Genomic DNA, 21,241 nt, shown 5'->3' with positions numbered 1-21,241 from the left:
GGGGGCTCCTCTCATCCTGATCACAGGGTGGCGATGGTCATGTCATTGCCCGCCATCGCTCCGGCAAGCTGACGACGTTGCCGGTTTCGATGGGCTCGCCGGCAAGCTCGACTTCCGCCCGCTTGCGCAAACGGGCCGCGTCGAGGAGCATGCTGCCGGCCCAGCGATAGACATTGTTGTTACGCACGATTTCGCGCATGCGGCGCATGCGGTCGCACTGTTCGGCGGAGGACATCGTCAGCGCATGCCGCATCGTTTCTCCCATCGTGGCGGCATCGAAAGGGTTGACGATCAGCGCCTCGAGCAACTCCTTTGAAGCGCCCGCGAACATCGAAAGGATCAGCACGCCCTGTTCGTCATCGCGTGCCGCGACGAACTCCTTGGCGACGAGGTTCATGCCGTCGTGGAGGCTGGTGACCATGCAGACATCGGCCGCGCGATAGATCTCGTAGACCTGTTGCCGCGTATGGTGCTCGGCTACAAACAGCACAGGTGTATAGCCGTCGCGGCCGTAGCGCTGGTTGATCTCTTCCGCGCAACGTTCGCATTCGCGGTGCAACCTCTCATAATCCGGCAATGTGCCGCGGCTTGGTGCCGCGATCTGCAGGAACGTCACTTTGCCGATCCATTCAGGATGCCGGTCGAACAGTTCGCCCAACGCGCGGAAGCGGTCGATGATACCCTTGGTGTAGTCGAGCCGCTCCACGCCTACGCACAGTTTTATGCTCTCGGCGATACCGAGCTTGGTGCGGATACGTTCTCGGCATTGCGCGACGGCAGGCACCTTGCCCAGCTCAGCCGGAAGCCATTCGATCGAAATCGGATATGCGTGAACCAGACTGGTCTGTCCCTGGTAGGAAATCGCGGCGTCTTCACGCTCGATCCGCGTCTCCAGGAAGCGATCGACACTCTCTATGAAGTTGTTGCAGTGGAACTGCGTGTGGAAGCCGATGATGGAGCTGCCCAGCAATCCGTCCAGGATGCGTTCGCGCCACGGGCAGATGCTGAAGACTTCCGAGTTTGGCCAGGGAATGTGCCAGAAGGTGATGATGATCGCTTCAGGCAATTGCTCGCGCAGCATGCGCGGCAGCAGCGCGAAGTGGTAGTCCTGGACGAGCACGATTGGCCTTTCGTTCCGCGCCTCGGCAACGACAGCGTCGGCGAATTTCCGGTTGACGTTCTCGTACGTCTCCCAGTCCGAAGCCCGGAAATTCGGCCGGGTGAAGGCGATGTGGCAGAGCGGCCAGAGCCCTTCATTGGCAAAGCCCAGATAGTAGCCCGCATGCTCGGCTTCGCTCAGCCAGACGCGGCGAAGCATATAGGAGGGATCATCCGGTGGTACGGCGACACGATCGTGTTCATCGACGGTAAGGCGATCCGCCGATCCGCCGCCATATGCGATCCAGGTGCCGGCACAGGCCCGCGTGATCGGCTCGAGCGCCGAGACCAGCCCGCTTGCCGGCACGACAAGCTCGACCTCGTCGTCCTTGATATTATGGATGTAGGGCTCGCGGTTGGAAACGACGATCACCTGCGCGTCGGGCAGTTCCGTGCTGAGAATCTTGCGCAGCGTCTCGGGTGACCATTTGACCAAGGTGGCGTCCGCCGAATGGCCGTTTTTTTCGAATTCGCGCAGCAATGTCCGCGGTGCATCCGGGGACGTCTCGGGAACGAAGGGAAGTGGTCTGGATTTCCCGGATCGTATCAGTGCAGCTGCCAGGGCCACTCCCGCCAGACAAAAGGTCGCCAGAACTGCAAGCCACAGAGCCGGAAGCGAGTTCACAAGATCGCTTGTTGTCATCAATGGTTCCGCTTCCCGACCGGTCAGTCGGTTGCATCTCCTGTGCTTCGAGAAGAATAGCCTGCGCTGCAGGTATGGGGTCCAACGCGACGCCGGCGCGATGGTTCCGATTTTCAGCTGCGTACGATCAATGGCACCAGCCCTTCATGCTGATCGGCGAGGAAAGCGCCGATGCGGTCGCCGACGCGCTGGAATATCAGGTCGACGGCGACGGTTCCGACCTGGATGTGACGGACCGTCAGATTGTCGATACCGATCGGCAGGCGAGGGCGGGTCACCTCGATGGAGCCCGTCCATCCGTCGACGCGGAGACCGAGGCAGGCCTGCATCAGCATGAAAGCCGCTCCGGCCGACCAGGCTTGAGGCAGGCAGGCTACCGGATAGGCGATCGGTGCCTCGCCGGGTGCGCGGGTGAAACCGCAGAAAAGCTCGGGCAGCCGCATGTTGAAATGCACCGCTGCCTCGAAGGTGCCGCTTGTAAGCCGCACCACCTCTTCGCGGGTGCCATAACGGGCAAGCCCGGCGGTGCAAATGGCGGTATCGTGCGGCCAGATCGATCCGTTGTGGTAGGACATCGGATTGAAGAACACCGCATCATCGGCCAGCGTCCGCAGGCCCCAGCCGGAATGGAAAGATGCCGACAGCAGCTGCTCGGCCACTTTCGCGGCTCGTTTTGCGCTCGGCAGGCCGACATAGAGCAGATGTCCCGCGTTGGACGTGCGCACTTTGCACGGCTCGCCATCGCCATCCAGCGCAAGTGCGTAATAGTCGAGGTCGTCCATCCAGAACCGCTCCTCAACCCGCTCACGGAGCGCTTCCGCCAGACGGTTCCATTCCGCGGCCTGCTCGGGTTCATCGCGGCGCTCTGCAAGCGCTGCCAGTCCGCGGAACGCCGCAAAAACGTAGCCTTGCACCTCAACCAGGGCGATAGGACCTTTCGGGATCCGTCCGTCGGCGTGGAAGACGGAATCGTAGCTGTCCTTCCAGCCCTGATTGGCAAGGCCTGAAGCTGCGGCCCGCTGATAGGTCACGAAACCGGTTTCCTTCGATGCTTCGATCATCCATTCGGCCGCGGCGTTCAGCGAAGGCCAGAGTCGGTCTATGAAATCCATGTCTCCGGTCCTGTCGGCGTAGGAGCAGGCGAGCAGGATGTAGAGTGGTGTCGTGTCGACACCGCCATAGTAGCGGCCGAAGGGCAGCTCGCTGAGCGCCACCATCTCGCCCTTGCGGGTCTCATGCATGATCTTGCCGGGCTGGGCATCGCTGAACGGCGATGTCTCGGTGGCCTGGTGCTGCGCAAGGAAGGCCAGCACGCCACGCGCCAGTCCCGGGTTCAGCCAGAGCATCTGCAGTGCCGACACCACGCCGTCGCGGCCGAAAGCGGTCGAGAACCAGGGAATGCCGGCGTAAGGGTAGGGGCCGGTTTCCAGTTCCGTGGTCAGCAGGGCGACATCGGCACGCGCCCGGTTGATCCAGTCGTTGAAGACCCGGCCGGAACTGTGAACCGTCGCACCATGGCGGCGTTTGGCGCGCATCGCAAAACGGGCTCGCGCCGCTGCAGCCCGGAATCGCTCCCGTTCCGGTGCCGCGACATCGCTGCCGACTTCGACATAGAGCGTCTGCCTGGCGCGTTTGGCAATGGTCAGGAAGAAATCGGCCTGATCCGGCATCAACTGGTCCGGCATCTGCGAGAACGAGATCGCCGAAACCCGCTCGACACCGTCGAGCCCATGATATCGCAGGACGATGGAATTCTGCCCCGCCTCGGCGAGATGCGCGGTGCCGCGTTTCTGTCGGACCGTGCCCCGGACTTCGAACATGTCGCGGAAATCGGCGGCAAAACGGAGTGACAGCAGGATGGCGGACTGCTCCTGGCCGTAATTGGAAAGCGTCAGGCGCTCGTAGAGCCTGTCTTCCCAGATCAGCCGTACTCGTTCGACGTGGATTGCGCCTTGCCGGATCTCCTTGCCGTCCATGGTCTTGATCGGCAGGTTGGTCAGGTTGGTGGAAAAGAGCACGTTGTCCTGGCTGAGCGAAGCGCCAAGCAGGGAAGTCGAGCGCCCGCCGACGGTGAGCCGGAATTCAGACAACATGCGCATGTCGTCACGGAAGAAGCCGTCGCCGACACCACGTATGTCGCCATAGGCGTCGGCGACAGCAAAACTGTCGCCATGTTTCAGGGCGAACAGGCGATGCGGTTCCCTTGGCGCAGCTTCGTCAAGCGATGCGAGGGCGATGGCCGGATCGAGCTTGTGCTCGTCGAGCGGTACGGTGTTCAATGGATCGCTCCAGGGAAATTTCTACTGGGGGCACGGTTTCCGAGTTGCGCCGGCGATCCAGCCAATTGCCGGTAGGCGCTCACATAGTCCCGCGCCATGCGGGAAGCTGAAAACCGCTCCTCGAAGGTGGCACGGACGCGACGCCGATCGAGCGACAACAGGTCTGGCATCGTCGTCACGGCATCTTCCAGGGTTTCTACGAGAATGCCGCTGACGCCATGGTCGACAACCTCCGGCATCGCACCGCAACTCCAGGCCATGACCGGTGTGCCGCAGGCCATTGCTTCGATGACGGCAAGGCCGAACGGCTCCGGCCAGTCGATCGGAAACAGCAGGCCAGCGGCGTTGCCGAGAAATTCGTTCTTGGCATGCTCGGGGATCTCGCCGACATATTCGATCTGATCGCCGTCGATCAGTGGTTCGATCACCTCGGCGAAATAGTCGCGATCGCCGTCGCCTATCTTGGCGGCCAGCTTCAGCTTGAGCCCGGTGCGGCGGGCGATTTCGATGGCTCGGTCGGGCCGCTTGTCCCGCGAGAGCCTGCCGAGGAAAGCCAGATAGGTGCCGTTCGCGCCGGCTTCCGCATCGAGCGTGTAGAGCTGGGGCGGAATGCCGTGATGGATGGTGGAAAGCCAGTTGGCATCCGGCAGGCCGGTTTTCTGGCTTTGGGAGATCGAGATCATCGGAAATTCTGGAAACCGCGCATAGGCGGGCGCCAGGTCTGCATAGTCCAGCCGGCCATGCGGTGTCGTAACCGTACGCTCCGGCATATCGTCGAAGAACGGAAAGTGCTGGAAATGGCTGAGGTGGAAATGGATGACGTCGAAGTCGTCGGCTCGTGCCTTGACGTCATGCAGCATGGAAAGATGGGCAGCGATCTCAGACTTGAGCGGATGCGGATCGAGCCGAAGTGCCCGTTCACGCCCGGCCACCAGGGTCGCTGATGTGTTTGCGTCTCCCGCCGCAAACAGGGTGACCTCGTGGCCGAGTTCGACAAGGGCTTCGGTGAGGTATGAAATGATACGTTCGGTGCCGCCGTAAAGCTGTGGGGGAACGGACTCAAAAAGCGGTGCGACATGGGCAATTTTCATGGCCCGGCGGTCCTCCTATGGCGCGGTGATGAAACCCAAATGCGTCAGCGCTGGGATCGTTCCGACATTTGCGGAGATGTCGGGGTCGGGCTCGCGGACATTCGGCCTGCCTGTCTGGCACGGCCGATGTCAGGCAGTTATTCCCGAACCATCGATGGTGCTGTGCCTTCAACCGCAATGTCGCCGCGCAGGATGTCGTCGATGATCTCCACGACACCATCACCCGCGGGAGCCAGGGTGACCCGATCCGCCGTTTTCTTCAAACTCGGCAGCGCATTGGCCACCGCGACACCAAAGCCTGCGCGGCGCAGAAGATCGTGATCGTTCTCGGCGTCGCCGATCGCGACCACTCCGTCGATCGGCATGTCCAGATCGTCCAGAGCCGCCATCAGTCCTGTTGCCTTGTTGATGCCGGTCGGCAGCACCATCACGGCTCCCTTGTTGAAGATGATTTCGAGTTCGAGGCCATGGCGCCGGATCTCGTCGAGGACAATCATCTCGTTCGGGACAAGCGTGCCGATCACGGATTGACCGACAAGCAGCGGATCGACTCCGCGTTTTCTCAAGGAGTCAACGAAGGCAGGTGGAGGCGCGGCCGCCAAAAGCCTCTCATCGCTGGTGGTCGGATCGAACAGGACGGCTCCATTTTCGGCCACGACCCGGTCGAAGACGCTGAAGTGCGGAAAAACTCTCTTGAGGTCGGGCAGCTGCCGCCCCGAAACCAAGACGAGCCTGCGGCCATTGTCCTTGAGCTTCCATAACGCGCTCAATGTTGTCGCCGAGACCAGGCCTTCTTCCGCAAGCGTTTCATCATAGTCGGTGGCAAGTGCCGTCACATCCATCAAGAGACTTCTCCTTTCGGTTCGGTTTCTCAACTGCGGCGGCACGGTATTGTTCCCCTCATCCTGGGATCGGGTTCAGGGAAAGCTTCTTTCGGCCCTGGCGCTGCCCAGCAATGCACCGCTGGCATCAAGTGCCTGCAGGGAGAGGCGATAGTGATGCGGTTGAGAAGGATCAGGTGGGCAGGGTCCCTTGTAGGTGAACGCGCCATAGGGCAACGTTTCCTGGCCGTTGAAGCTGACATCGCCGCCGCCATGGTTGAAATCGGCGGCGTCGAGATCCGTGAGCCTGAAGCGCAGCGTCGCGGTCCCCTGAGGGACGTCGGCGACGGTGATGGGCGGTGAGTTGGGATCGAAGCACTGCTTCGTCGGACCCCAGCCGAACCCAAGTCCCATATTGTTAGCGGATGCCGGCGAGAGTGTCGTCAGGAGCAATCCGAACACCAGCGCAGCACGCATCTCAGCCTCCCGCGCGTCGCCGGTTTTTCTTCAAGACGAGGCGGCGACGATTATCGGAAAAAACCAGAAGAGGCTGCACAAGTTCCGTCTCGTTCGTGCACATAAGCGTGAGCGGACCGCGGCGATTTCTGTCTCCTGCATTCGAGTTTCAGGCTCGTCGTGCGGCAGGTTCGTCCAGGGCGTAGATCAGACCGGGCTGCACGATCCATTCGCCCGGAACAAGGCTCTCCACGGCGAAGCGCCCACCCCGTGTGCGCGGCATGACACCGGTGAACCGGTAACGCCGGCCATCCTGGTCGATGACGGCCTCGCGGATCGGTTTGCCGGCAAGATGTCCGACTACCGGCCCGTCCGATTGCAGGTTGGCGAGGATGAAGTATTCGGTTGGGATGGCGTTCGTTCTGGTCAGCAACCGGAACTGGGAGACGGGTTTGAGCATGGCAAAGGTCGCGGCATCTATGCCGATCAGCAGCAATCTCGTGCTGAGCCGGCCATCTGGGAGACTTCAGATAGGCCGCATCGGCATCAGAATTCGATTGGGGATTTGCCGATCCCAGATCAAGAAAACATCAGGGGCGGCGGTTCTGCCGGCTTGGAGCTATGCCAAAGGAGACCGGCGGAAACATTGCTGCTGCGGACGCGGGCAAGCATGGAAAATCGTTGCGACGATCGCTTGGGTTTTGGAACAAAATCTGCCTGTCAAAGGTCGGCTCGGGCGCCTATGTAATTGGTCCGCGATGGTGGCCGTTCACCGGCCAGCCATCTGCCGATCCGATGGGAGCCGAGAATGTCAGAACAATCCGCATACACGCCGCCGCAAGTCTGGACCTGGGACAAGGCCAACGGCGGCGCCTTTGCCAGCACCAACCGCCCGATCGCCGGCGCGACGCACGACAAGGAACTGCCCATCGGCAAGCATCCGCTTCAGCTCTATTCGCTGGGGACACCCAACGGCGTGAAGGTGACCATCATGCTGGAGGAATTGCTGGCTGCCGGTCACAAGGGCGCCGAATACGATGCCTGGCTGATCAAGATCGACGGCGAACAGTTCGGCTCCGGTTTCGTCGACGTCAATCCGAATTCGAAGATTCCGGCCCTTGTCGACCGCAGCGGCAAGGAGCCGCTCCGGGTTTTCGAATCCGGTTCCATCCTCGTCTATCTGGCCGAAAAGTTCGGCGCTTTCCTGCCGACCGCACAGCCGGCGCGGGCAGAGGCACTGTCCTGGTTGTTCTGGCAAATGGGATCGGCACCGTTTGTCGGCGGCGGCTTCGGTCATTTCTATGCCTACGCGCCGGAAAAGATCGAATATGCGATCAACCGCTACGCCATGGAAACCAAGCGCCAGCTCGACGTGCTCGACCGGCGGCTGGCCGAGAACGAATATGTTGCGGGCAGCGAATACACCATCGCCGACATGGCGATCTGGCCCTGGTATGGCGGCATGGTGAAAGGCTGGAACTATGGTGCCGGCGAATTCCTCTCCGTGCATGAATACAAGAATCTTCTGCGTTGGGCCGACCAGCTTCACGCACGGCCAGCGGTGAAGCGGGGACGTATGGTCAACCGTGTTTCCGGCGACCCGGCAGGTCAGTTGCGCGAACGGCACGATGCCAGCGACTTCGAAACCAGAACGCAGGATAAGCTCGCAGCGGCTTAGTTGTCGCCATGGCGCGGTGGGCTGCGCCATGTTAGCCACGGATCATGACGATCATGCTCGAAACGGCGCAGCTGAGGCTGCGTCCATCCGCTGCAAGTGACAGGGATGATCTGTTCGCGCTCGAGCAGGACGCGGAGGTAATGCGTTTCCTGAACGGTGGCAGGTCGACCCCGCTGGATGGCGTTGACCCTGATGCTGATTTCATGATGCCGCGCGGTGGCGAAGCCGGCATCTGGGTGGCGTTGGCGAAGGCCACCGGCGCCTTCGTCGGTTGGTTCTCGCTGCACGATCATGGTGACGGCACAGCCGAGCTCGGCTATCGCCTGCGGCGGGCAGCCTGGGGCCAGGGATATGGTTCAGAGGGTGCCAGGGCGCTTGTCGATGCCGGGTTTTCGCAGCTCGGTTTTGTCCGCATCGTGGCCAACACCATGTCCGTGAACAGGGGCTCGCGCCGGGTGATGGAGAAAGCGGGGCTCGTTCACGTCCGCACGGTCCATCTCGACTGGCCGGACCCCTTGCCCGGATCCGAAGAGGGCGATGTCGAATATGCGATCACCCGAGAGGCCTGGAGTGAGGTGTCTTCTCGAAAAGCGGGAAGTTAGCTCACCGGAAAGCGGATCAGTCGACCGACTGATCCGCTTGGTTCGTGATATGGTCAGATCTTTGCAGTTTCGATTGCTGCCAGGGATCGGTCGATCGCCTTGTTGAGGGATTGACCGAGCGACGTATCGCCGAGCTCGGCTAGGCTGACTGCGGCCCGAGCGGCGAAGCCGAGATGGAATTCGACAAGCCATTCCGGATGCGGCTCCGGCTCCGGGAATGGCGGCCACCAGGGTGGAAGCTTGATCTTTTTCGGTCTTGTCGGGCACCAGTCGTCCAGATCGTCGAAAACCTGCTTCATATCCAGGCCAGCCCTGTCGGCCAACCAGGCGGACCGAATGAACTCAGACGCTACGGCTGCTCCCAGATGTCCTGGCGGCAGCGGCTGCGGGTTGAGCGCGACATAGGCCAGGGAGGCCTGTGGCCCTCGCGGGATGACGTCATAAATGGCGGGAATACGTTTGCCGATAATGGCGAGCAATTTGGCATTCAACTTCATCGGAACCTCCTTCCGCGGGCGGCGTCCGCGCGTTGACTTGGTGTTTGGGGCGAGGACCTGGGTCCACGTCGGGCCGCGCGGGGAGAATGCGAAGGAGCCGAAACGTCATCTATGAAGGGCTTTACACAACACTGGAAAATTTAGCGGGATCTAATGAAAAACCCCGCCAATGGCGGGGTTCGCAGCTGTCGACCAGGCTGGCTCTGCTATTTCCAGCCTGGTGAGCGTCCAAGCGTTTCCACGACGGCATTCGCGAGGATTGCGTCGAGACGCATCAAGGTCAGGCTTCCTTCCGCAGGCGATGCCTGGAGGAGGCGGACGATCGTGCGGTGAAGTTTGTCTGCTTCGGCCAGGAACGTTTCGGGTTCGACGGCGCAGGCCAACGGCGGCTTGCCGAACGGTGTGGTGACTAGGATCTGCTGCATTGCTGTTCCAATGGTGGTTGGGATCAATCGTGTCGCAGGTTTGATGACAGTGGTTTGATTGTTCTTTCGTATTCGCGTGTCAGGACTGGCCGGCGATGAGATTTTCGATACGGATCGGGAAACGGCGCACGCGCACGCCTGTCGCGTGCCACACCGCGTTGGCGATAGCTCCGACAGTCCCGGTGATGCCGATCTCGCCGACACCCTTGATGCCGAGCGGATTGACGTAGGGGTCATCCTCCGGAATCAGGATAGCATCCAGCGAAGGCACATCCGCGTTGACCGGCACGTGATATTCGGCGAGGTCGGCATTCATGATCCTGCCGGTCCTGCGGTCGGTTATCGCCTCTTCGTGCAGTGCAAAGGATGTTCCCCAGATCATGCCACCGAAGTATTGGCTGCGCACGAGGCGGGGATTGATCACGCGACCGGCGGCGAAAGCGCCAACCAGGCGCGTTGCGCGGATCTGCCCGAGATCGGGATCGATCTTCACCTCGGCAAAGACGGCGCCGTGGGAGAACATCGCATGGCGCGCTGCAGCCTCCTGGTCGCGCGCCGCCTTGGCTGTGCCGATCACTTCGGACTGACCGGCGCGGGCCAGAATCTCGACATAACTTTCGCTGCGGCCTTCATCGTCCAGCCGATGGAGCCGTCCCGACCTAGCGACGACACCGATGTTGCCGGCGCCGAAAAGCGGCGACGCCGGATCGGCAGTGGCGATTGCCGCCAGCCTGGCGATCGCATCCTCGCCTGCATTGTTCAGGGCCAGGCCGGCACTGGCCGTATGCCCGGAACCGCCGGCGATGCCCCCGTCAGGCAGGCTCGAAACCCCGGAGTGGAACTCGACCTGATCAGGATCGAGGCCGAGTGCTTCCGCCGCGATCTGTACAAGTGCCGTCCAGGCTCCCTGGCCCATGTCGGCGCCGGATGTCTCCACCAGGGCCGTGCCGTCGGCGCGCAAGGTGGCGCGGGCTTCAGCCGGGAAATGCGGGCAATGGAAAACAGCCGTGCCCATGCCCCAGCCAACAAGAAAACCGTTCTCGTCGCGCATCTGACGAGGGACAAGCGGCCGCCCGGCCCAGCCGAAGCGCTTTGCACCTTCGAAATAGCATTCCCGCAGCGCCTTGGATGAGAACGGCCGTCCGGTGCCGGGCTCGGTTTCGGCGTAGTTGGCCAGCCTGAAGTCCAGCGGATCCATGCCGCAGGCGACAGCGGCCTCGTCCATCGCAACTTCGAGCGCCGCTGATCCGGAGGCTTCGCCGGGCGCGCGCATCGGCCCGGGCGTGCCGGTATCGAGCCTGAGACCTTCATGTTCGACGAGGATGGCGGGGCTATCATAGAGCGGCAGCGAGGCGTTTGCCGATGGCTCGAGAAACTCGTCGAAGCTGGAAGTGGCCGCAACCGCATGGTGATGCAGGGCGGTGAGGCGACCTCCACCGTCGGTGCCGATGCGCAGCTTCTGCCAGGTGTGGCCGCGATGCCCGACGGGGCCATACATCTGTGCTCGGGTGAGGACCAGTTTTACAGGTCGCTTCAACATGCGGGCGGCGAGAATGGCCAGGATCTGCGGGCCGTTGAGGATTGCCTTCGAGCCGAAGCCGCCACCCAGGAAAGGCGAGCGGATCAGGACATTCTCGGCGGGGATGCCGAAATAGGCGGCATAGGCAGCGCAGCTCAGCGCCATGGCCTGGTTGGGCATGTCGATCGTTACCCGATCGCCGTCCCATTCAGCCACCACCGCGTGCGGCTCCATCGCATTGTGATATTGCGCCGGCGTCACATACTCGGCCTCGGTCACGTGAGCGGCGGCAGCCATACCGGCCGCGATGTCGCCATGGGCGGTGCGCGCCGGCGAGCCGATACCCACGGCGTCAACGTCGAACCGCTCGCCATTCGACAGGTCCGTGCGCGCTTCGGCCACGTCGTATCGCGGATCGAGCAGGGCAGCCCCTTCCGTTGCCGCCTCCAGCGTTTCGGCGATGACGAGTGCGATCGGCTGGCCGACATAGCGCACGTCATCATTTTGCAGCACCTCGACGCGGAAGCCGAACGGCGGCATCTTCTCGTCTGGATCATGCGATAGCGGCGGCCGATTGGCCGGGGTCAGGACTTCGACGACGCCGGGATGCGCCTTGGCCGTGGCAACGTCGAGCGCCGTGACGCGCCCGCGTGCGATGCGGCTGACGGCGGCGACAGCATAGAGCATGCCCTCCGGATGGTTATCGGCGGCGTAGGTCGCGCGGCCGGTGACCTTGAGCACGCCATCGCGGCGCGTCAGCGGCTGGCCGGCATTCGACCCGTGGCGGCGGGACTGAGAGGAGACGTTCTCAAGCGACATGGGTTGCTCCAGCTGTTGTGGAGAACGGCGAGGCCGGAAGCGCCGGTATGACCTCGGGCGTACCCTCCAGGGCAAGGCTCAGGGCGCGGACAACGATGCGGCGCGCCAGTTCGATCTTGAAGGCGTTGTCGCCGGAGGGAGCCGCATCGGCCAACGCCAGTTCGGCAGCTTTTGCAAAGGCTTCCCTCGAGGCCGCCCCTCCGATTAAAGCCATTTCCGCCTCCCGGGCGCGCCAGGGCTTGGCGGCGACGCCGCCAAGTGCGATGCGCGCCTTGCGGATCTGGCCGCCTTCGAGCTCCAATGCTGCCGCGGCAGAAACCACGGCGAAGGCATAGGAGGTGCGTTCTCGCAGTTTCAGATAGCGGGCGTTGGCGGAAAAACCTGCCGCTTCCGCCGGCAATCTGAGGGCGACGATGAGTTCGCCCGGTGCCAACGCGGTTGCATGTTCCGGTGTTGCACCCGGCAGGACATGCAGCAGGTCCACTGGAATCTCGCGGCCACCATGCGGTCCTTCGACTTCGACCACGGCATCCAGTGCCACCAGCGGCACGCAGAAATCGGATGGATGGGTGGCGATGCAATGCTCGCTCCAGCCGAGCACGGCGTGCAGGCGGTTCTCGCCGTCGCGGGCATCGCAGCCCGAGCCGGCCATGCGCCGGTTGCAGGCGCTTGTCAGGTCATGGAAATAGGCGCAGCGCGTGCGCTGCATCAGGTTGCCGCCGACGGTTGCTGCATTGCGCAACTGGGCGGAGGCGCCCGAAAGCAATGCTTCCGCCACGGCCGGGAAGGCTCGCGCAAAACGCGTGTCATAAGCGAGATCGGAATTGCGGACCATGGCACCGATCCGCACGCCTCCGTCGGGCAGCCATTCGATGCGGTCGAGGCCCGGCAGCCGCGTGATGTCGATGACGCGCTCCGGCCGCATGATGCCGACCTTCATCAGGTCAAGCAGATTGGTGCCGGCGGCGAGATAAGTCGATCCGGCAACGGCAGCGGCCGCGATTGCCTCCGGCACGCTGTCCGGACGTATGTAGTCGAAACGGTTCATGCCGCGTCCCTCTGCTTGCCTTCGGTCATCATTTTCTGGGCTTCCAGGATCGCCTCGGTAATGCCCTGGTAAGCGCCACAGCGGCAGATGTTGCCGCTCATCAATTCGCGGATGCGCTCGGGATCACCCTGTGCATGCCCCTCCTTGATGAGGCCGACGGCACTCATGATCTGGCCGGGCGTGCAGTAGCCGCACTGAAAACCGTCATGCGCGATGAAGGCGGCCTGGACCGGATGCAGCGTTTCGCCCTCGGCGAGCCCTTCGATGGTGATGACCTCGGCTCCGTCGAGGCTTGCAGCCAAGGCCAGGCACGAATTGATGCGCCGTCCGTCGACGAGCACGGTGCAGGCGCCACACTGGCCGCGGTCGCAGCCTTTCTTGGTGCCGGGCAGATCGAGCCTTTCACGCAAAAGGTCGAGCAGCGTCACACGCATATCGTCGAGCACGACCGTGCGTGCTTGACCATTGATGGTGAGGCTGATGGAGAGTGACATCGCGGTACTCCATTCAGTGATCGTGATATAGGAAAGCCGCTGTCCAGCGGCGAAGGATGCGGGCGCGCGGAGAGATCTGGTGCGAAACGGTCCGTTGACCCTGACCGGAATTGCCTTTGTGCACTATTCCGATCTGCATTACTATATACGGAGGGTGCCTCCGTTTATCAAGGGGGAATATGTCCCGTTGGAGAAAATGGAACTGAAGAGCGAAAAGGCAAGGCGAAAACCACGTGCGGACTCAATCCGCAATCGCCAACTGTTGCTTGAGACTGCGACGCAGATCTTCAGCGCCGGCGGGCCACAAGCCAGCCTGGAAGCGGTGGCAAGGCAGGCTGGTGTCGGCATCGGCACGCTCTATCGGCATTTTCCGACGCGGGAAGCCCTGTTCGAGGCAGTCTATCGGCACGAAGTCGACCAGTTGACCGACCTTGCCGAACGACTGACCGCGGACACCGAGCCGGTCGAAGCGCTACGCAGGTGGCTGCATGCCAATGTCCGTCTTGTCGCCACCAAGAAAGGCATGATCGAGGGGCTGCAGCTCGTGGCGCACGGCTCATCTGAGCTGAAGGCCTACTCCTTCGAGCGGCTGACCGCGGCTATCGCAATGCTGCTCGAACGCGGTGTTGCCGCCGGCGAACTGCGTTCGGACATTTCGCCGGGAGACCTGCTGCGGACCTTGGTCGGCATCTTCTATTCGCAAGGGGCAGGGGAATGGCAGCCGACCGCGCTGCGTCTCGTCGATGTTTTCGTGGACGGCTTGCGCAGACGCTGAGACCCGCTCCAAAGGCTGCTCAACAGCTCGGCTGCATTCAAAGCAGCTTTCGCGCCGCCAGGTTGCGCATCAGGTGCGATGGGCCGAAGACCCAGGGCGGACAGTCGGTTGAAAGGCGGACACGGTTCGTCAGCGAGCCGAGTTCGTCATTGGCAATCGTGACGATGTCGCCGATCTTGTGGGTGAAGCCTTGCCCCGGCGTTCCACGGTCCTCGGTCGGGGCAAACAGCGTGCCCATGAACAGCACCAGCCCGTCCGGATATTGATGATGACGGCCGATGGTCTGCGACACGAGATCGAGCGGATCGCGGCTGATCTCCTTCATTGAGCTTCGGCCGTCGAGCACGAAGCCGTCTTCGCCCACCACCTTCAGCCTCAGTTCGGCATTGCGCACGTCATCGATCGTATAGGTCGCGTCGAACAGCCGGATGAACGGTCCGATCGCGCAGGAGGCGTTGTTGTCCTTGGCTTTGCCGAGCAGCAATGCCGATCGCCCTTCGACATCGCGCAGATTCACATCATTGCCGAGCGTCGCGCCTTTCACCGTGCCGGCCGAGTTCACGACAAGCACGATTTCCGGCTCGGGATTGTTCCACTTCGAGATTGGGTGAAGCCCGACATCCGCACCGTGGCCAACCGAGGAAAGCACCTGCGCCTTGGAGAAGACCTCGGCGTCAGGACCGATCCCGACCTCCAGGTATTGCGACCAGACGCCATCTTCGATCAGCGCTTCCTTGACCTTGGCTGCCTGGGCCGAGCCTGCCTTCAGGTTGCGCAGGCTGTCGCCAACGATGGCAATGACCTTTTCCCGGATCTTGACGGCCAGATCCGGGTCGCCGGCGGCACGTTCCTCGATGACACGCTCGATCATCGAGCGCGCAAAGGTTACGCCGCAGGCCTTGACCGCCTGAAGGTCGTTGGGTGCCAGGAGATGCAAGGCCTGCGGATCCCGGTCGCCGCCGGATTGTGAAAGCAGCTCCGCCAGCGATGCCAGTGCCGGGCCGTCGGCTTGCGCGACATATTCCGCGGCGTCCTCGCGTTCGAGCAGGTCGCGCATGGTTGGTGTGGCTTTTGACGTGATGTCGATCAGCTTGCCGTTGCGGATCGCGACAAGGCTGGGGCCGGCGATCGAGGGGTCCCAGACCCGCCCGACGAATGTGCCGATTGCGAAGACATCATGCGCGATTGTCACTGTCACTTGCTCCTGTTTAGGCGATTAGGTTCGATTTTCGGAATGTTCGCAAGCTTCAGCGCCGAGCCTGTGTTGCTGTACCAGGCGGCCGGCTACCTAATCGTCAAGATACCGCCGACGACATCGCGCGCATCGAAGAAAAGTTCGGCTCGCATCCATCCTCCTGCTTCGACAATCGCGTTGACAATAGGCATCGGCAGATCTATTGCAAGGTCCATGTGTACCTATATGATAGGTTGCGGCGATGGAAACGACATTGACTTCAAGGGAGCCGGCCGATCATCCGGGTGGTGAAGGGCTGGTCGATCGCGTGATGACGGCGGTTCAGGCCCACATCCGTGACAACGGCCTTCAGGTCGGCGATGAACTGCCGAGCGAGGGGGCCTTTTGCGAGTTGACGGGCACCTCGCGCACCATCGTCCGCGAGGCTTATCGTTCGCTTGCAGCGCTCACTTTGATCGACGTCGGCAACGGGCGGCGCGCCCGTGTGGCGGCACCGAGAGCGGATGTACTGGCCATGATCACCGATCATGCCGTTCATACCAATCAGGCCACCATCCAGCAGATATTCGACGTCCGGCGAACCGTGGAACGGCGCACGGTCGCGCTCGCAGCCCTGAGACGCACGGACAGGGAGGCGGCCGAGATTTTGAAACTTGCCGAGGCCATGCAGCGTGATTTTCACGAGCCGCAAAAGGTCATGGAGCACGACATCGCCTTTCACGAAGCGATCGGCATGGCCTCCAGGAATCCGATGTTTTCGATGATCGTCGGTTCTTTCCACGTCGTCACGCGCCACACCTGGCCGATCGGATGGGCAAGCCGGGGCAGCAACGAGACGCGGCAGGAAAGTGTCGACACGCATCTGGCGATCGCCCAGGCCATCGCCAATGGCGATCCTGCCAAGGGAGAAGCCGCCATGGTCGAGCATTTCGATCTGACGGTTAAGGCGCTGCTCGCAGCGGGAGTCTATTGATCGATGAAGATCACCGAATTCGAAACCGTTCGGGTCACGGAGTTCCCGAACATTCTTTGGGTGCGTGTCCACACGGATGAAGGCATCGTCGGTCTCGGCGAGACCTTCTTCATGGCCGAAACGGTCGAGGCCTATATCCATGAGGTGGCGGCGCCCAGGCTGCTCGGGCGCGACCCGCTCGAAATCGACAGGATTTCCAAGGACCTGAACGGTTATCTTGGCTTTCGTTCGACCGGGGTCGAAACGCGCGGCAATTCGGCGATCGACATTGCGCTCTGGGACCTGTTCGGCAAGGCAACGAATCTGCCCATCGCTCAACTGCTCGGTGGGTTCTCTCGTCGCGAAATCCGCACTTACAACACCTGTGCCGGCAACACCTACATGCGCGAAGCCAAGGGGCAGCAGACGGCCAACTACGGCATTGGCGGGCAGAGGCGGGACTATGACGACCTGAACGGCTTCCTGGAGCGCGCGGACGAGCTGGCCGAGGATCTTCTGTCCGATGGCATCACCGCCATGAAGATCTGGCCGTTCGACATCGCCGCGGAGAAGACTTCCGGTCAGTACATTTCAGGTCCCGACCTCCGCAAGGCGCTCGAGCCGTTCGAGAAGATCCGCAAGCGGGTCGGCGACAGGATCGACATCATGGTCGAGTTCCATTCGATGTGGCAATTGACGCCTGCCATCCAGATCGCACGGGCGCTCGAGCCCTACGCCACCTTCTGGCACGAAGATCCGATCAAGATGGATTCGCTTTCCAGTTTGAAGCGTTATGCGGCGGCCAGCCGGGCGCCGCTTTGTGCCTCCGAGACACTGGCGACGCGTTGGGCATTTCGTGACCTTCTGGAAACCGAGTCCGCAGGGATCGTGATGCTCGACCTGTCCTGGTGCGGGGGAATATCCGAAGCGAAGAAGATCTCGACGATGGCTGAAACCTGGCATCTGCCGGTAGCTCCGCATGATTGCACCGGACCCGTCGTGCTTTCGGCCTCGACGCACCTGTCGCTCAACGCGCCGAACGCGCTCGTCCAGGAAAGCGTTCGCGCCTACTACAAGACCTGGTACGCCGATCTCACCACGCAGTTGCCGACCGTCAAGGACGGCATGATCACCATCCCGCCGGGGCCGGGTCATGGCGTCGACCTCGCCGGAGATCTCGATCGAAAATTCACAGTTCGTCGCCGTTCGTCAAAGACCAATTGAACGGGGAGCAGAAATGCGCTTAACTGGTATGGTAGTAGGGTAGACTGTTTTGCCTTGGGAGGAGGGCTCCATGCAGATCGCCGAAGTGCCTGCCGGTATTTCCCTCGGGGAGACGGTCGGCCCCCAGGTTTATCGCCTCTTGCGAAGGCGGATCATCCAGGCCGAACTCCTGCCCGGCGAGCGTCTTTCCGAATCGGAAGTCGCCAAATCCCTTTCTGTCAGCCGCCAGCCGGTGCGCGAGGCTTTCATCAAGCTCTCCGAGGAAGGGCTGGTGCAGGTCCTGCCGCAACGGGGCACGTTCGTGACCAGGATATCGGTCGCAGCGGTGATGGACGCGCGTTTCGTGCGCGAGGCAATCGAGGCCGATGTGGTCCGGATGGTCGCCGAGAGCCGTGCTGCCGGCGCCATCGATGAGCTGCGCCGGCAGGTTGCCCAGCAGAAGGGTGTCCCGCACAGCGATCGTGCTGCTTTCCTGCGCTTGGATGAACTCTTTCACCGCACGCTCGCGGCGTCCGCCGGCAAGAGCTATGCCTGGAATGTCATCGAAGGCGTCAAGGCGCAGATGGACCGCGTGCGGTTTCTGTCTGTCGACGACATGCACGTGACACGGCTGATCGATCAGCATGAGCGTATCGTCGAGGCGATCGCCAGCGGTGATCAGAACGGCGCCGAACAGGCAATGCGCCTGCACCTGCGCGAAATCCTGAATTCGTTGCCTGCAATCGCCAGCGGTCGCGCCGAACTGTTCGACCGCGACTGACAGCAGGCGGCGCGAAGACATTCACAACAACAAGAAACAGCAATGGAGGAAAACATGCTCAAACAATTCCTGACCACCACCGCACTCGGTCTCTCGTTGATGGCGTCGCCCGCTGGCGCTGAAGGCCTCAACACCATCTTCATCAGCCATTCTTCGGCCTCCAACACGTTCTGGCAGTCGGTGAAGAAGGGTTATGACGATGCCTGCGCCAAGGTTGGCGCCACCTGCCAACTGGTGCTGACGCAGCAGGAAGGTTCCGTCGAACAGGCGGTGGCCAATCTGCAGGCGGCGATCGCATCCAAGCCGGACGCGATCTTCGTCGCCATCGTTGACGACAAGGCCTACGACAACGCGATCAAGGAAGCGACGGACGCAGGTATTCTTGTGCTGGCGGTCAATGTCGACGACAGCCAGGGCGCCAAGGGCAATGCCCGCAAGGCCTTTATCGGACAGGGGTTTGTCGCGGCGGGTTATGCGCTTGCCAAGGCACAGTCCGAGAATTTCCCGAAGGAGGGGCCGCTCAACCTGCTGGTCGGCGTGAACGCACCCGGCCAGACCTGGTCGGAACAGCGCGCAGCCGGCGTCACCAAGTTCCTGGAGGAATACAAGGCCGAGCACAAGGATCGCGAAATCAACATCACGCGTATCGATTCCGCCACCGATCTCGCGCTCACCGCCGATCGCATCGGCGCCTATCTGAATGCCAATCCCAACACGACGGCCTATTTCGATACCGGCTATTGGGAAGCCAGTGTTGCCAAGGTGCTCAAGGATCGCGGGATCGCACCCGGCAAGGTTCTCCTCGGCGGATTCGATCTGGTACCGGAAGTCCTCCAGCAGATGCAGGCGGGCTACGTGCAGGTCCAGGTCGATCAGCAGCCCTACATGCAGGGCTTCATGCCGGTCATGCAGGCCTACCTCCACAAGACCGCCGGCCTCACACCGGCCGATATCGACACCGGGCAGGGTATTGTCACGCCGAAGGATGTTCCGGCGATCATGGAAATGTCCAAGCAGGGCCTGCGCTGATCCTCCAGTCCTCTGGGCGTCCCGGCCTGCGGGTTCGGGGCGCCGAGCAACGAGTGTGAACCCATGAAGCGGTTTCTGAAAATCTATCTGGATAAGCCGGAACTCGCCGGCCTCGCGCTGCTTGTCGTCCTGCTGGTGGTTTTCCAGATCAAGTCGAACGGCATCCTGTTGTCCGTGGAGAACATCCGCGGCGTCATGGGGCTCCTGCCGGAAATGGCGCTGGTCGCGATCGGCGTCACCATCCTGATGATCTGCGGCGAATTCGATCTTTCAGTCGGGTCGGTTTTCGCGCTGATGCCGATGAGCATCGCGGTGATGCTGAATGCCGGAGTTCCGTTTCCGCTCGCCTTGCTCATCGGGCTGGCGATCTGTGCCCTGGTCGGGTTCATCAACGGCTATATCACGCTGCAGTTTGCGATACCGAGCTTCATCACCACGCTGGGCATGCTGTTCATCGCCCGCTCGCTCACCATTGTCATCTCCGGCGGTTTTCCGCCGTTGCTGCCGGACAATCTGCCGACCTGGCTGTTCACCGACTACATCTGGCAGGGTTCGATCCTGCGCATGTCCTTTGTCTGGTTCGTGGTCATAGCAGCCCTGGCAACAGCACTGTTGTCGCTCACCAATTTCGGCAACTGGATCCGCGCAACCGGCGGTTTCAACGAGGCAGCCGCTTCCATGGGCATTCCGGTCAAGCGCGTGAAAATCATCTGCTTCATGCTGTGCTCCATGCTGGCTGGCTTCGCCGGCCTGCTGCAGGTATTGCGCCTCGGCTCGCCCCTGCCGTCGATTGGTGAAGGACTGGAACTGCAGGCCGTGGCGGCAGCCGTCATCGGCGGCACGGCGCTCGCCGGTGGCATCGGCACGGTGTTTGGCGCCATCATCGGCACGCTGCTTATCCGCACGATCGACAACGGGCTGGTCCTGTCGCGCGTTGACGCCAACTGGTTCAAGTTCGCGATCGGCCTGCTCACCATGTTCGCTGTCATCGCCAATGCGTGGATGGCCAGGATATCCCGCAAGATCAAGGTGGAGGCGCACAAATGACCACGCCGATCATCGAGTGCCGCAATCTCCAGAAATGGTACAGCGGCGTCCATGCGCTCAAGAATGTTTCGCTGATCATCCACCCCGGCGAGACGGTCGGGCTGGTGGGCGACAATGGCGCCGGCAAGTCGACCCTCATCAAGATCCTGTCCGGCGTGCATTACCAGGATGCGGGTGAAATCCTGATCGAAGGCAAGGAGGTTCGTTTCCGCTCGCCGAAAGATGCCATGCATCACGGGCTGGAGACGATCTACCAGTACAACTCCATGGTCCCGACCATGTCGATAGCGCGCAACCTTTTCATCGGTCGCGAGCCGTTGAAGTGGGCATTCGGCGGTTTTGGCCTCATGGATCAGAAGCGCATGCGCGAGGAAAGCGTGCAGGCGATCGCCGATGTCGACCTGCACCTGCGTTCGCCGGATGCCCTGGTCGGTGAATTGTCGGGCGGCCAGCGCCAGGGCGTTGCCATCGCCCGCGCCATGCACTTCAGGTCGAAGGTGCTGATCCTCGACGAGCCGACCAATCATCTCTCGGTCAAGGAAACCAACAAGGTCATCGGTTTCGTGCGCGGCCTCAAGGCGCAGGGGCTGACCGGCATCTTCATCTCGCACAACATGCAACACGTCTTCCAGTCCTGCGACCGCATCGTGGCGATGGCGCGCGGCGAGATCGTTTTCGACCGGCCGACGGCTGAAACCTCGATCGACGAAGTCCACGACCTGTTGTGAG

At 62.0% G+C, this 21,241-nt stretch carries 21 protein-coding genes; 9 read left to right on the top strand and 12 right to left on the bottom strand.

Going from position 1 to position 21,241, the window contains the following annotated elements; all coding sequences use genetic code 11:
- Positions 1–37: 37 nt before the first annotated feature.
- From ACFWYE_RS06350 to ACFWYE_RS06325, 6 genes are all read right to left on the bottom strand, one after another.
- The gene (locus ACFWYE_RS06350; protein ID WP_379110624.1) at positions 38–1,783 is read right to left on the bottom strand and encodes a trehalose-6-phosphate synthase; all 1,746 of its coding nucleotides are present in this window, start codon (positions 1,781–1,783) and stop codon (positions 38–40) included.
- 131 nt (positions 1,784–1,914) lie between these two features.
- Positions 1,915–4,080 carry a glycogen debranching N-terminal domain-containing protein gene (locus ACFWYE_RS06345; RefSeq protein WP_379110260.1) on the bottom strand — a complete coding sequence of 722 codons (2,166 nt, stop codon included), beginning with the start codon at positions 4,078–4,080 and terminating at the stop codon, positions 1,915–1,917.
- The gene (locus tag ACFWYE_RS06340) at positions 4,077–5,171 is read right to left on the bottom strand and encodes a glycosyltransferase family 4 protein (protein WP_379110258.1); all 1,095 of its coding nucleotides are present in this window, start codon (positions 5,169–5,171) and stop codon (positions 4,077–4,079) included. Before ACFWYE_RS06340 ends, ACFWYE_RS06345 begins: the two co-directional genes overlap by 4 nt.
- A 137-nt stretch (positions 5,172–5,308) precedes the next feature.
- Positions 5,309–6,013 carry an HAD family hydrolase gene (locus tag ACFWYE_RS06335; protein WP_379110256.1) on the bottom strand — a complete coding sequence of 235 codons (705 nt, stop codon included), beginning with the start codon at positions 6,011–6,013 and terminating at the stop codon, positions 5,309–5,311.
- Between the two features lie 75 nt (positions 6,014–6,088).
- Positions 6,089–6,469 (bottom strand): phospholipid-binding protein, encoded by a 381-nt coding sequence (locus ACFWYE_RS06330; protein WP_379110254.1) that lies wholly within the window; start codon positions 6,467–6,469, stop codon positions 6,089–6,091.
- 148 nt (positions 6,470–6,617) lie between these two features.
- The gene (locus ACFWYE_RS06325) at positions 6,618–6,908 is read right to left on the bottom strand and encodes a hypothetical protein (protein ID WP_379110253.1); all 291 of its coding nucleotides are present in this window, start codon (positions 6,906–6,908) and stop codon (positions 6,618–6,620) included.
- A gap of 348 nt (positions 6,909–7,256) precedes the next feature.
- Here ACFWYE_RS06325 and yghU point away from each other — a divergent pair, with 348 nt between their 5' ends.
- Both yghU and ACFWYE_RS06315 read left to right on the top strand, forming a co-directional pair.
- On the top strand, positions 7,257–8,126 hold the full coding sequence (gene yghU / locus ACFWYE_RS06320) for a glutathione-dependent disulfide-bond oxidoreductase (RefSeq protein ID WP_379110251.1): 870 nt from the start codon (positions 7,257–7,259) through the stop codon (positions 8,124–8,126).
- 44 nt (positions 8,127–8,170) lie between these two features.
- A complete protein-coding gene (locus ACFWYE_RS06315; RefSeq protein WP_379110249.1) occupies positions 8,171–8,728 on the top strand; it encodes a GNAT family N-acetyltransferase in 558 nt (185 codons plus the stop codon).
- A 53-nt stretch (positions 8,729–8,781) separates the two neighbouring features.
- Here ACFWYE_RS06315 and ACFWYE_RS06310 read toward each other — a convergent pair whose 3' ends face one another.
- The 5 genes from ACFWYE_RS06310 to ACFWYE_RS06290 all read right to left on the bottom strand — a co-directional run bounded on the left by ACFWYE_RS06310 (position 8,782) and on the right by ACFWYE_RS06290 (position 13,530).
- A complete protein-coding gene (locus ACFWYE_RS06310) occupies positions 8,782–9,225 on the bottom strand; it encodes a hypothetical protein (RefSeq protein ID WP_379110247.1) in 444 nt (147 codons plus the stop codon).
- Positions 9,226–9,431: 206 nt separating this feature from the next.
- The gene (locus ACFWYE_RS06305) at positions 9,432–9,650 is read right to left on the bottom strand and encodes a hypothetical protein (protein ID WP_379110245.1); all 219 of its coding nucleotides are present in this window, start codon (positions 9,648–9,650) and stop codon (positions 9,432–9,434) included.
- 79 nt (positions 9,651–9,729) lie between these two features.
- Positions 9,730–11,988, bottom strand: coding sequence for a xanthine dehydrogenase family protein molybdopterin-binding subunit (locus ACFWYE_RS06300; RefSeq protein ID WP_379110244.1), 2,259 nt, complete (start codon positions 11,986–11,988; stop codon positions 9,730–9,732).
- Positions 11,978–13,036 carry an FAD binding domain-containing protein gene (locus tag ACFWYE_RS06295; protein ID WP_379110242.1) on the bottom strand — a complete coding sequence of 353 codons (1,059 nt, stop codon included), beginning with the start codon at positions 13,034–13,036 and terminating at the stop codon, positions 11,978–11,980. Before ACFWYE_RS06295 ends, ACFWYE_RS06300 begins: the two co-directional genes overlap by 11 nt.
- On the bottom strand, positions 13,033–13,530 hold the full coding sequence (locus ACFWYE_RS06290; RefSeq protein ID WP_379110241.1) for a (2Fe-2S)-binding protein: 498 nt from the start codon (positions 13,528–13,530) through the stop codon (positions 13,033–13,035). The genes ACFWYE_RS06295 and ACFWYE_RS06290 overlap by 4 nt, the downstream gene beginning before the upstream one ends.
- A 196-nt stretch (positions 13,531–13,726) precedes the next feature.
- Here ACFWYE_RS06290 and ACFWYE_RS06285 point away from each other — a divergent pair, with 196 nt between their 5' ends.
- Positions 13,727–14,305 (top strand): TetR/AcrR family transcriptional regulator, encoded by a 579-nt coding sequence (locus tag ACFWYE_RS06285; RefSeq protein ID WP_379072498.1) that lies wholly within the window; start codon positions 13,727–13,729, stop codon positions 14,303–14,305.
- 37 nt (positions 14,306–14,342) lie between these two features.
- Here the strand turns inward: ACFWYE_RS06285 and ACFWYE_RS06280 are convergent, their stop codons facing one another.
- Positions 14,343–15,503 (bottom strand): fumarylacetoacetate hydrolase family protein, encoded by a 1,161-nt coding sequence (locus ACFWYE_RS06280; protein ID WP_379110239.1) that lies wholly within the window; start codon positions 15,501–15,503, stop codon positions 14,343–14,345.
- Positions 15,504–15,810: 307 nt separating this feature from the next.
- On the opposite strand from ACFWYE_RS06280, the gene ACFWYE_RS06275 reads away from it, so the two are divergent.
- From ACFWYE_RS06275 to ACFWYE_RS06250, 6 genes are all read left to right on the top strand, one after another.
- Positions 15,811–16,473, top strand: coding sequence for a FadR/GntR family transcriptional regulator (locus ACFWYE_RS06275; protein WP_379073096.1), 663 nt, complete (start codon positions 15,811–15,813; stop codon positions 16,471–16,473).
- Between the two features lie 3 nt (positions 16,474–16,476).
- A complete protein-coding gene (locus ACFWYE_RS06270) occupies positions 16,477–17,676 on the top strand; it encodes a mandelate racemase/muconate lactonizing enzyme family protein (RefSeq protein ID WP_379110238.1) in 1,200 nt (399 codons plus the stop codon).
- A 70-nt stretch (positions 17,677–17,746) separates the two neighbouring features.
- A complete protein-coding gene (locus tag ACFWYE_RS06265; protein ID WP_379110236.1) occupies positions 17,747–18,436 on the top strand; it encodes a GntR family transcriptional regulator in 690 nt (229 codons plus the stop codon).
- Positions 18,437–18,490: 54 nt separating this feature from the next.
- The gene (locus ACFWYE_RS06260) at positions 18,491–19,465 is read left to right on the top strand and encodes a sugar ABC transporter substrate-binding protein (protein WP_379110234.1); all 975 of its coding nucleotides are present in this window, start codon (positions 18,491–18,493) and stop codon (positions 19,463–19,465) included.
- A gap of 63 nt (positions 19,466–19,528) precedes the next feature.
- Positions 19,529–20,512, top strand: a complete 984-nt coding sequence (locus tag ACFWYE_RS06255) for an ABC transporter permease (RefSeq protein WP_379072491.1) — start codon at positions 19,529–19,531, stop codon at positions 20,510–20,512.
- Complete coding sequence (locus tag ACFWYE_RS06250; RefSeq protein ID WP_379072489.1) at positions 20,509–21,240, top strand: ATP-binding cassette domain-containing protein; 732 nt, start codon at positions 20,509–20,511, stop codon at positions 21,238–21,240. The genes ACFWYE_RS06255 and ACFWYE_RS06250 overlap by 4 nt, the downstream gene beginning before the upstream one ends.
- Position 21,241 lies beyond the last annotated feature (1 nt).

It is taken from the genome of Mesorhizobium sp. NPDC059025 (assembly GCF_042739655.1).
Lineage (GTDB): Bacteria > Pseudomonadota > Alphaproteobacteria > Rhizobiales > Rhizobiaceae > Mesorhizobium.
This window is presented reverse-complemented; position numbering and strand designations above follow the sequence as displayed.

Excerpts from the sequence above, each read along its gene's own strand:
- ACFWYE_RS06340 (WP_379110258.1), bottom strand. The coding sequence starts at position 5,171 with ATGAAAATTGCCCATGTCGCACCGCTTTTTGAGTCCGTTCCCCCACAG.
- ACFWYE_RS06335 (WP_379110256.1), bottom strand. The coding sequence starts at position 6,013 with ATGGATGTGACGGCACTTGCCACCGACTATGATGAAACGCTTGCGGAA.
- ACFWYE_RS06330 (WP_379110254.1), bottom strand. The coding sequence starts at position 6,469 with ATGCGTGCTGCGCTGGTGTTCGGATTGCTCCTGACGACACTCTCGCCG.
- ACFWYE_RS06325 (WP_379110253.1), bottom strand. The coding sequence starts at position 6,908 with ATGCTCAAACCCGTCTCCCAGTTCCGGTTGCTGACCAGAACGAACGCC.
- yghU (WP_379110251.1), top strand. The coding sequence starts at position 7,257 with ATGTCAGAACAATCCGCATACACGCCGCCGCAAGTCTGGACCTGGGAC.
- ACFWYE_RS06315 (WP_379110249.1), top strand. The coding sequence starts at position 8,171 with ATGACGATCATGCTCGAAACGGCGCAGCTGAGGCTGCGTCCATCCGCT.
- ACFWYE_RS06310 (WP_379110247.1), bottom strand. The coding sequence starts at position 9,225 with ATGAAGTTGAATGCCAAATTGCTCGCCATTATCGGCAAACGTATTCCC.
- ACFWYE_RS06305 (WP_379110245.1), bottom strand. The coding sequence starts at position 9,650 with ATGCAGCAGATCCTAGTCACCACACCGTTCGGCAAGCCGCCGTTGGCC.
- ACFWYE_RS06300 (WP_379110244.1), bottom strand. The coding sequence starts at position 11,988 with ATGTCGCTTGAGAACGTCTCCTCTCAGTCCCGCCGCCACGGGTCGAAT.
- ACFWYE_RS06295 (WP_379110242.1), bottom strand. The coding sequence starts at position 13,036 with ATGAACCGTTTCGACTACATACGTCCGGACAGCGTGCCGGAGGCAATC.
- ACFWYE_RS06290 (WP_379110241.1), bottom strand. The coding sequence starts at position 13,530 with ATGTCACTCTCCATCAGCCTCACCATCAATGGTCAAGCACGCACGGTC.
- ACFWYE_RS06285 (WP_379072498.1), top strand. The coding sequence starts at position 13,727 with ATGGAACTGAAGAGCGAAAAGGCAAGGCGAAAACCACGTGCGGACTCA.
- ACFWYE_RS06275 (WP_379073096.1), top strand. The coding sequence starts at position 15,811 with ATGACGGCGGTTCAGGCCCACATCCGTGACAACGGCCTTCAGGTCGGC.
- ACFWYE_RS06270 (WP_379110238.1), top strand. The coding sequence starts at position 16,477 with ATGAAGATCACCGAATTCGAAACCGTTCGGGTCACGGAGTTCCCGAAC.
- ACFWYE_RS06265 (WP_379110236.1), top strand. The coding sequence starts at position 17,747 with ATGCAGATCGCCGAAGTGCCTGCCGGTATTTCCCTCGGGGAGACGGTC.
- ACFWYE_RS06260 (WP_379110234.1), top strand. The coding sequence starts at position 18,491 with ATGCTCAAACAATTCCTGACCACCACCGCACTCGGTCTCTCGTTGATG.
- ACFWYE_RS06255 (WP_379072491.1), top strand. The coding sequence starts at position 19,529 with ATGAAGCGGTTTCTGAAAATCTATCTGGATAAGCCGGAACTCGCCGGC.
- ACFWYE_RS06250 (WP_379072489.1), top strand. The coding sequence starts at position 20,509 with ATGACCACGCCGATCATCGAGTGCCGCAATCTCCAGAAATGGTACAGC.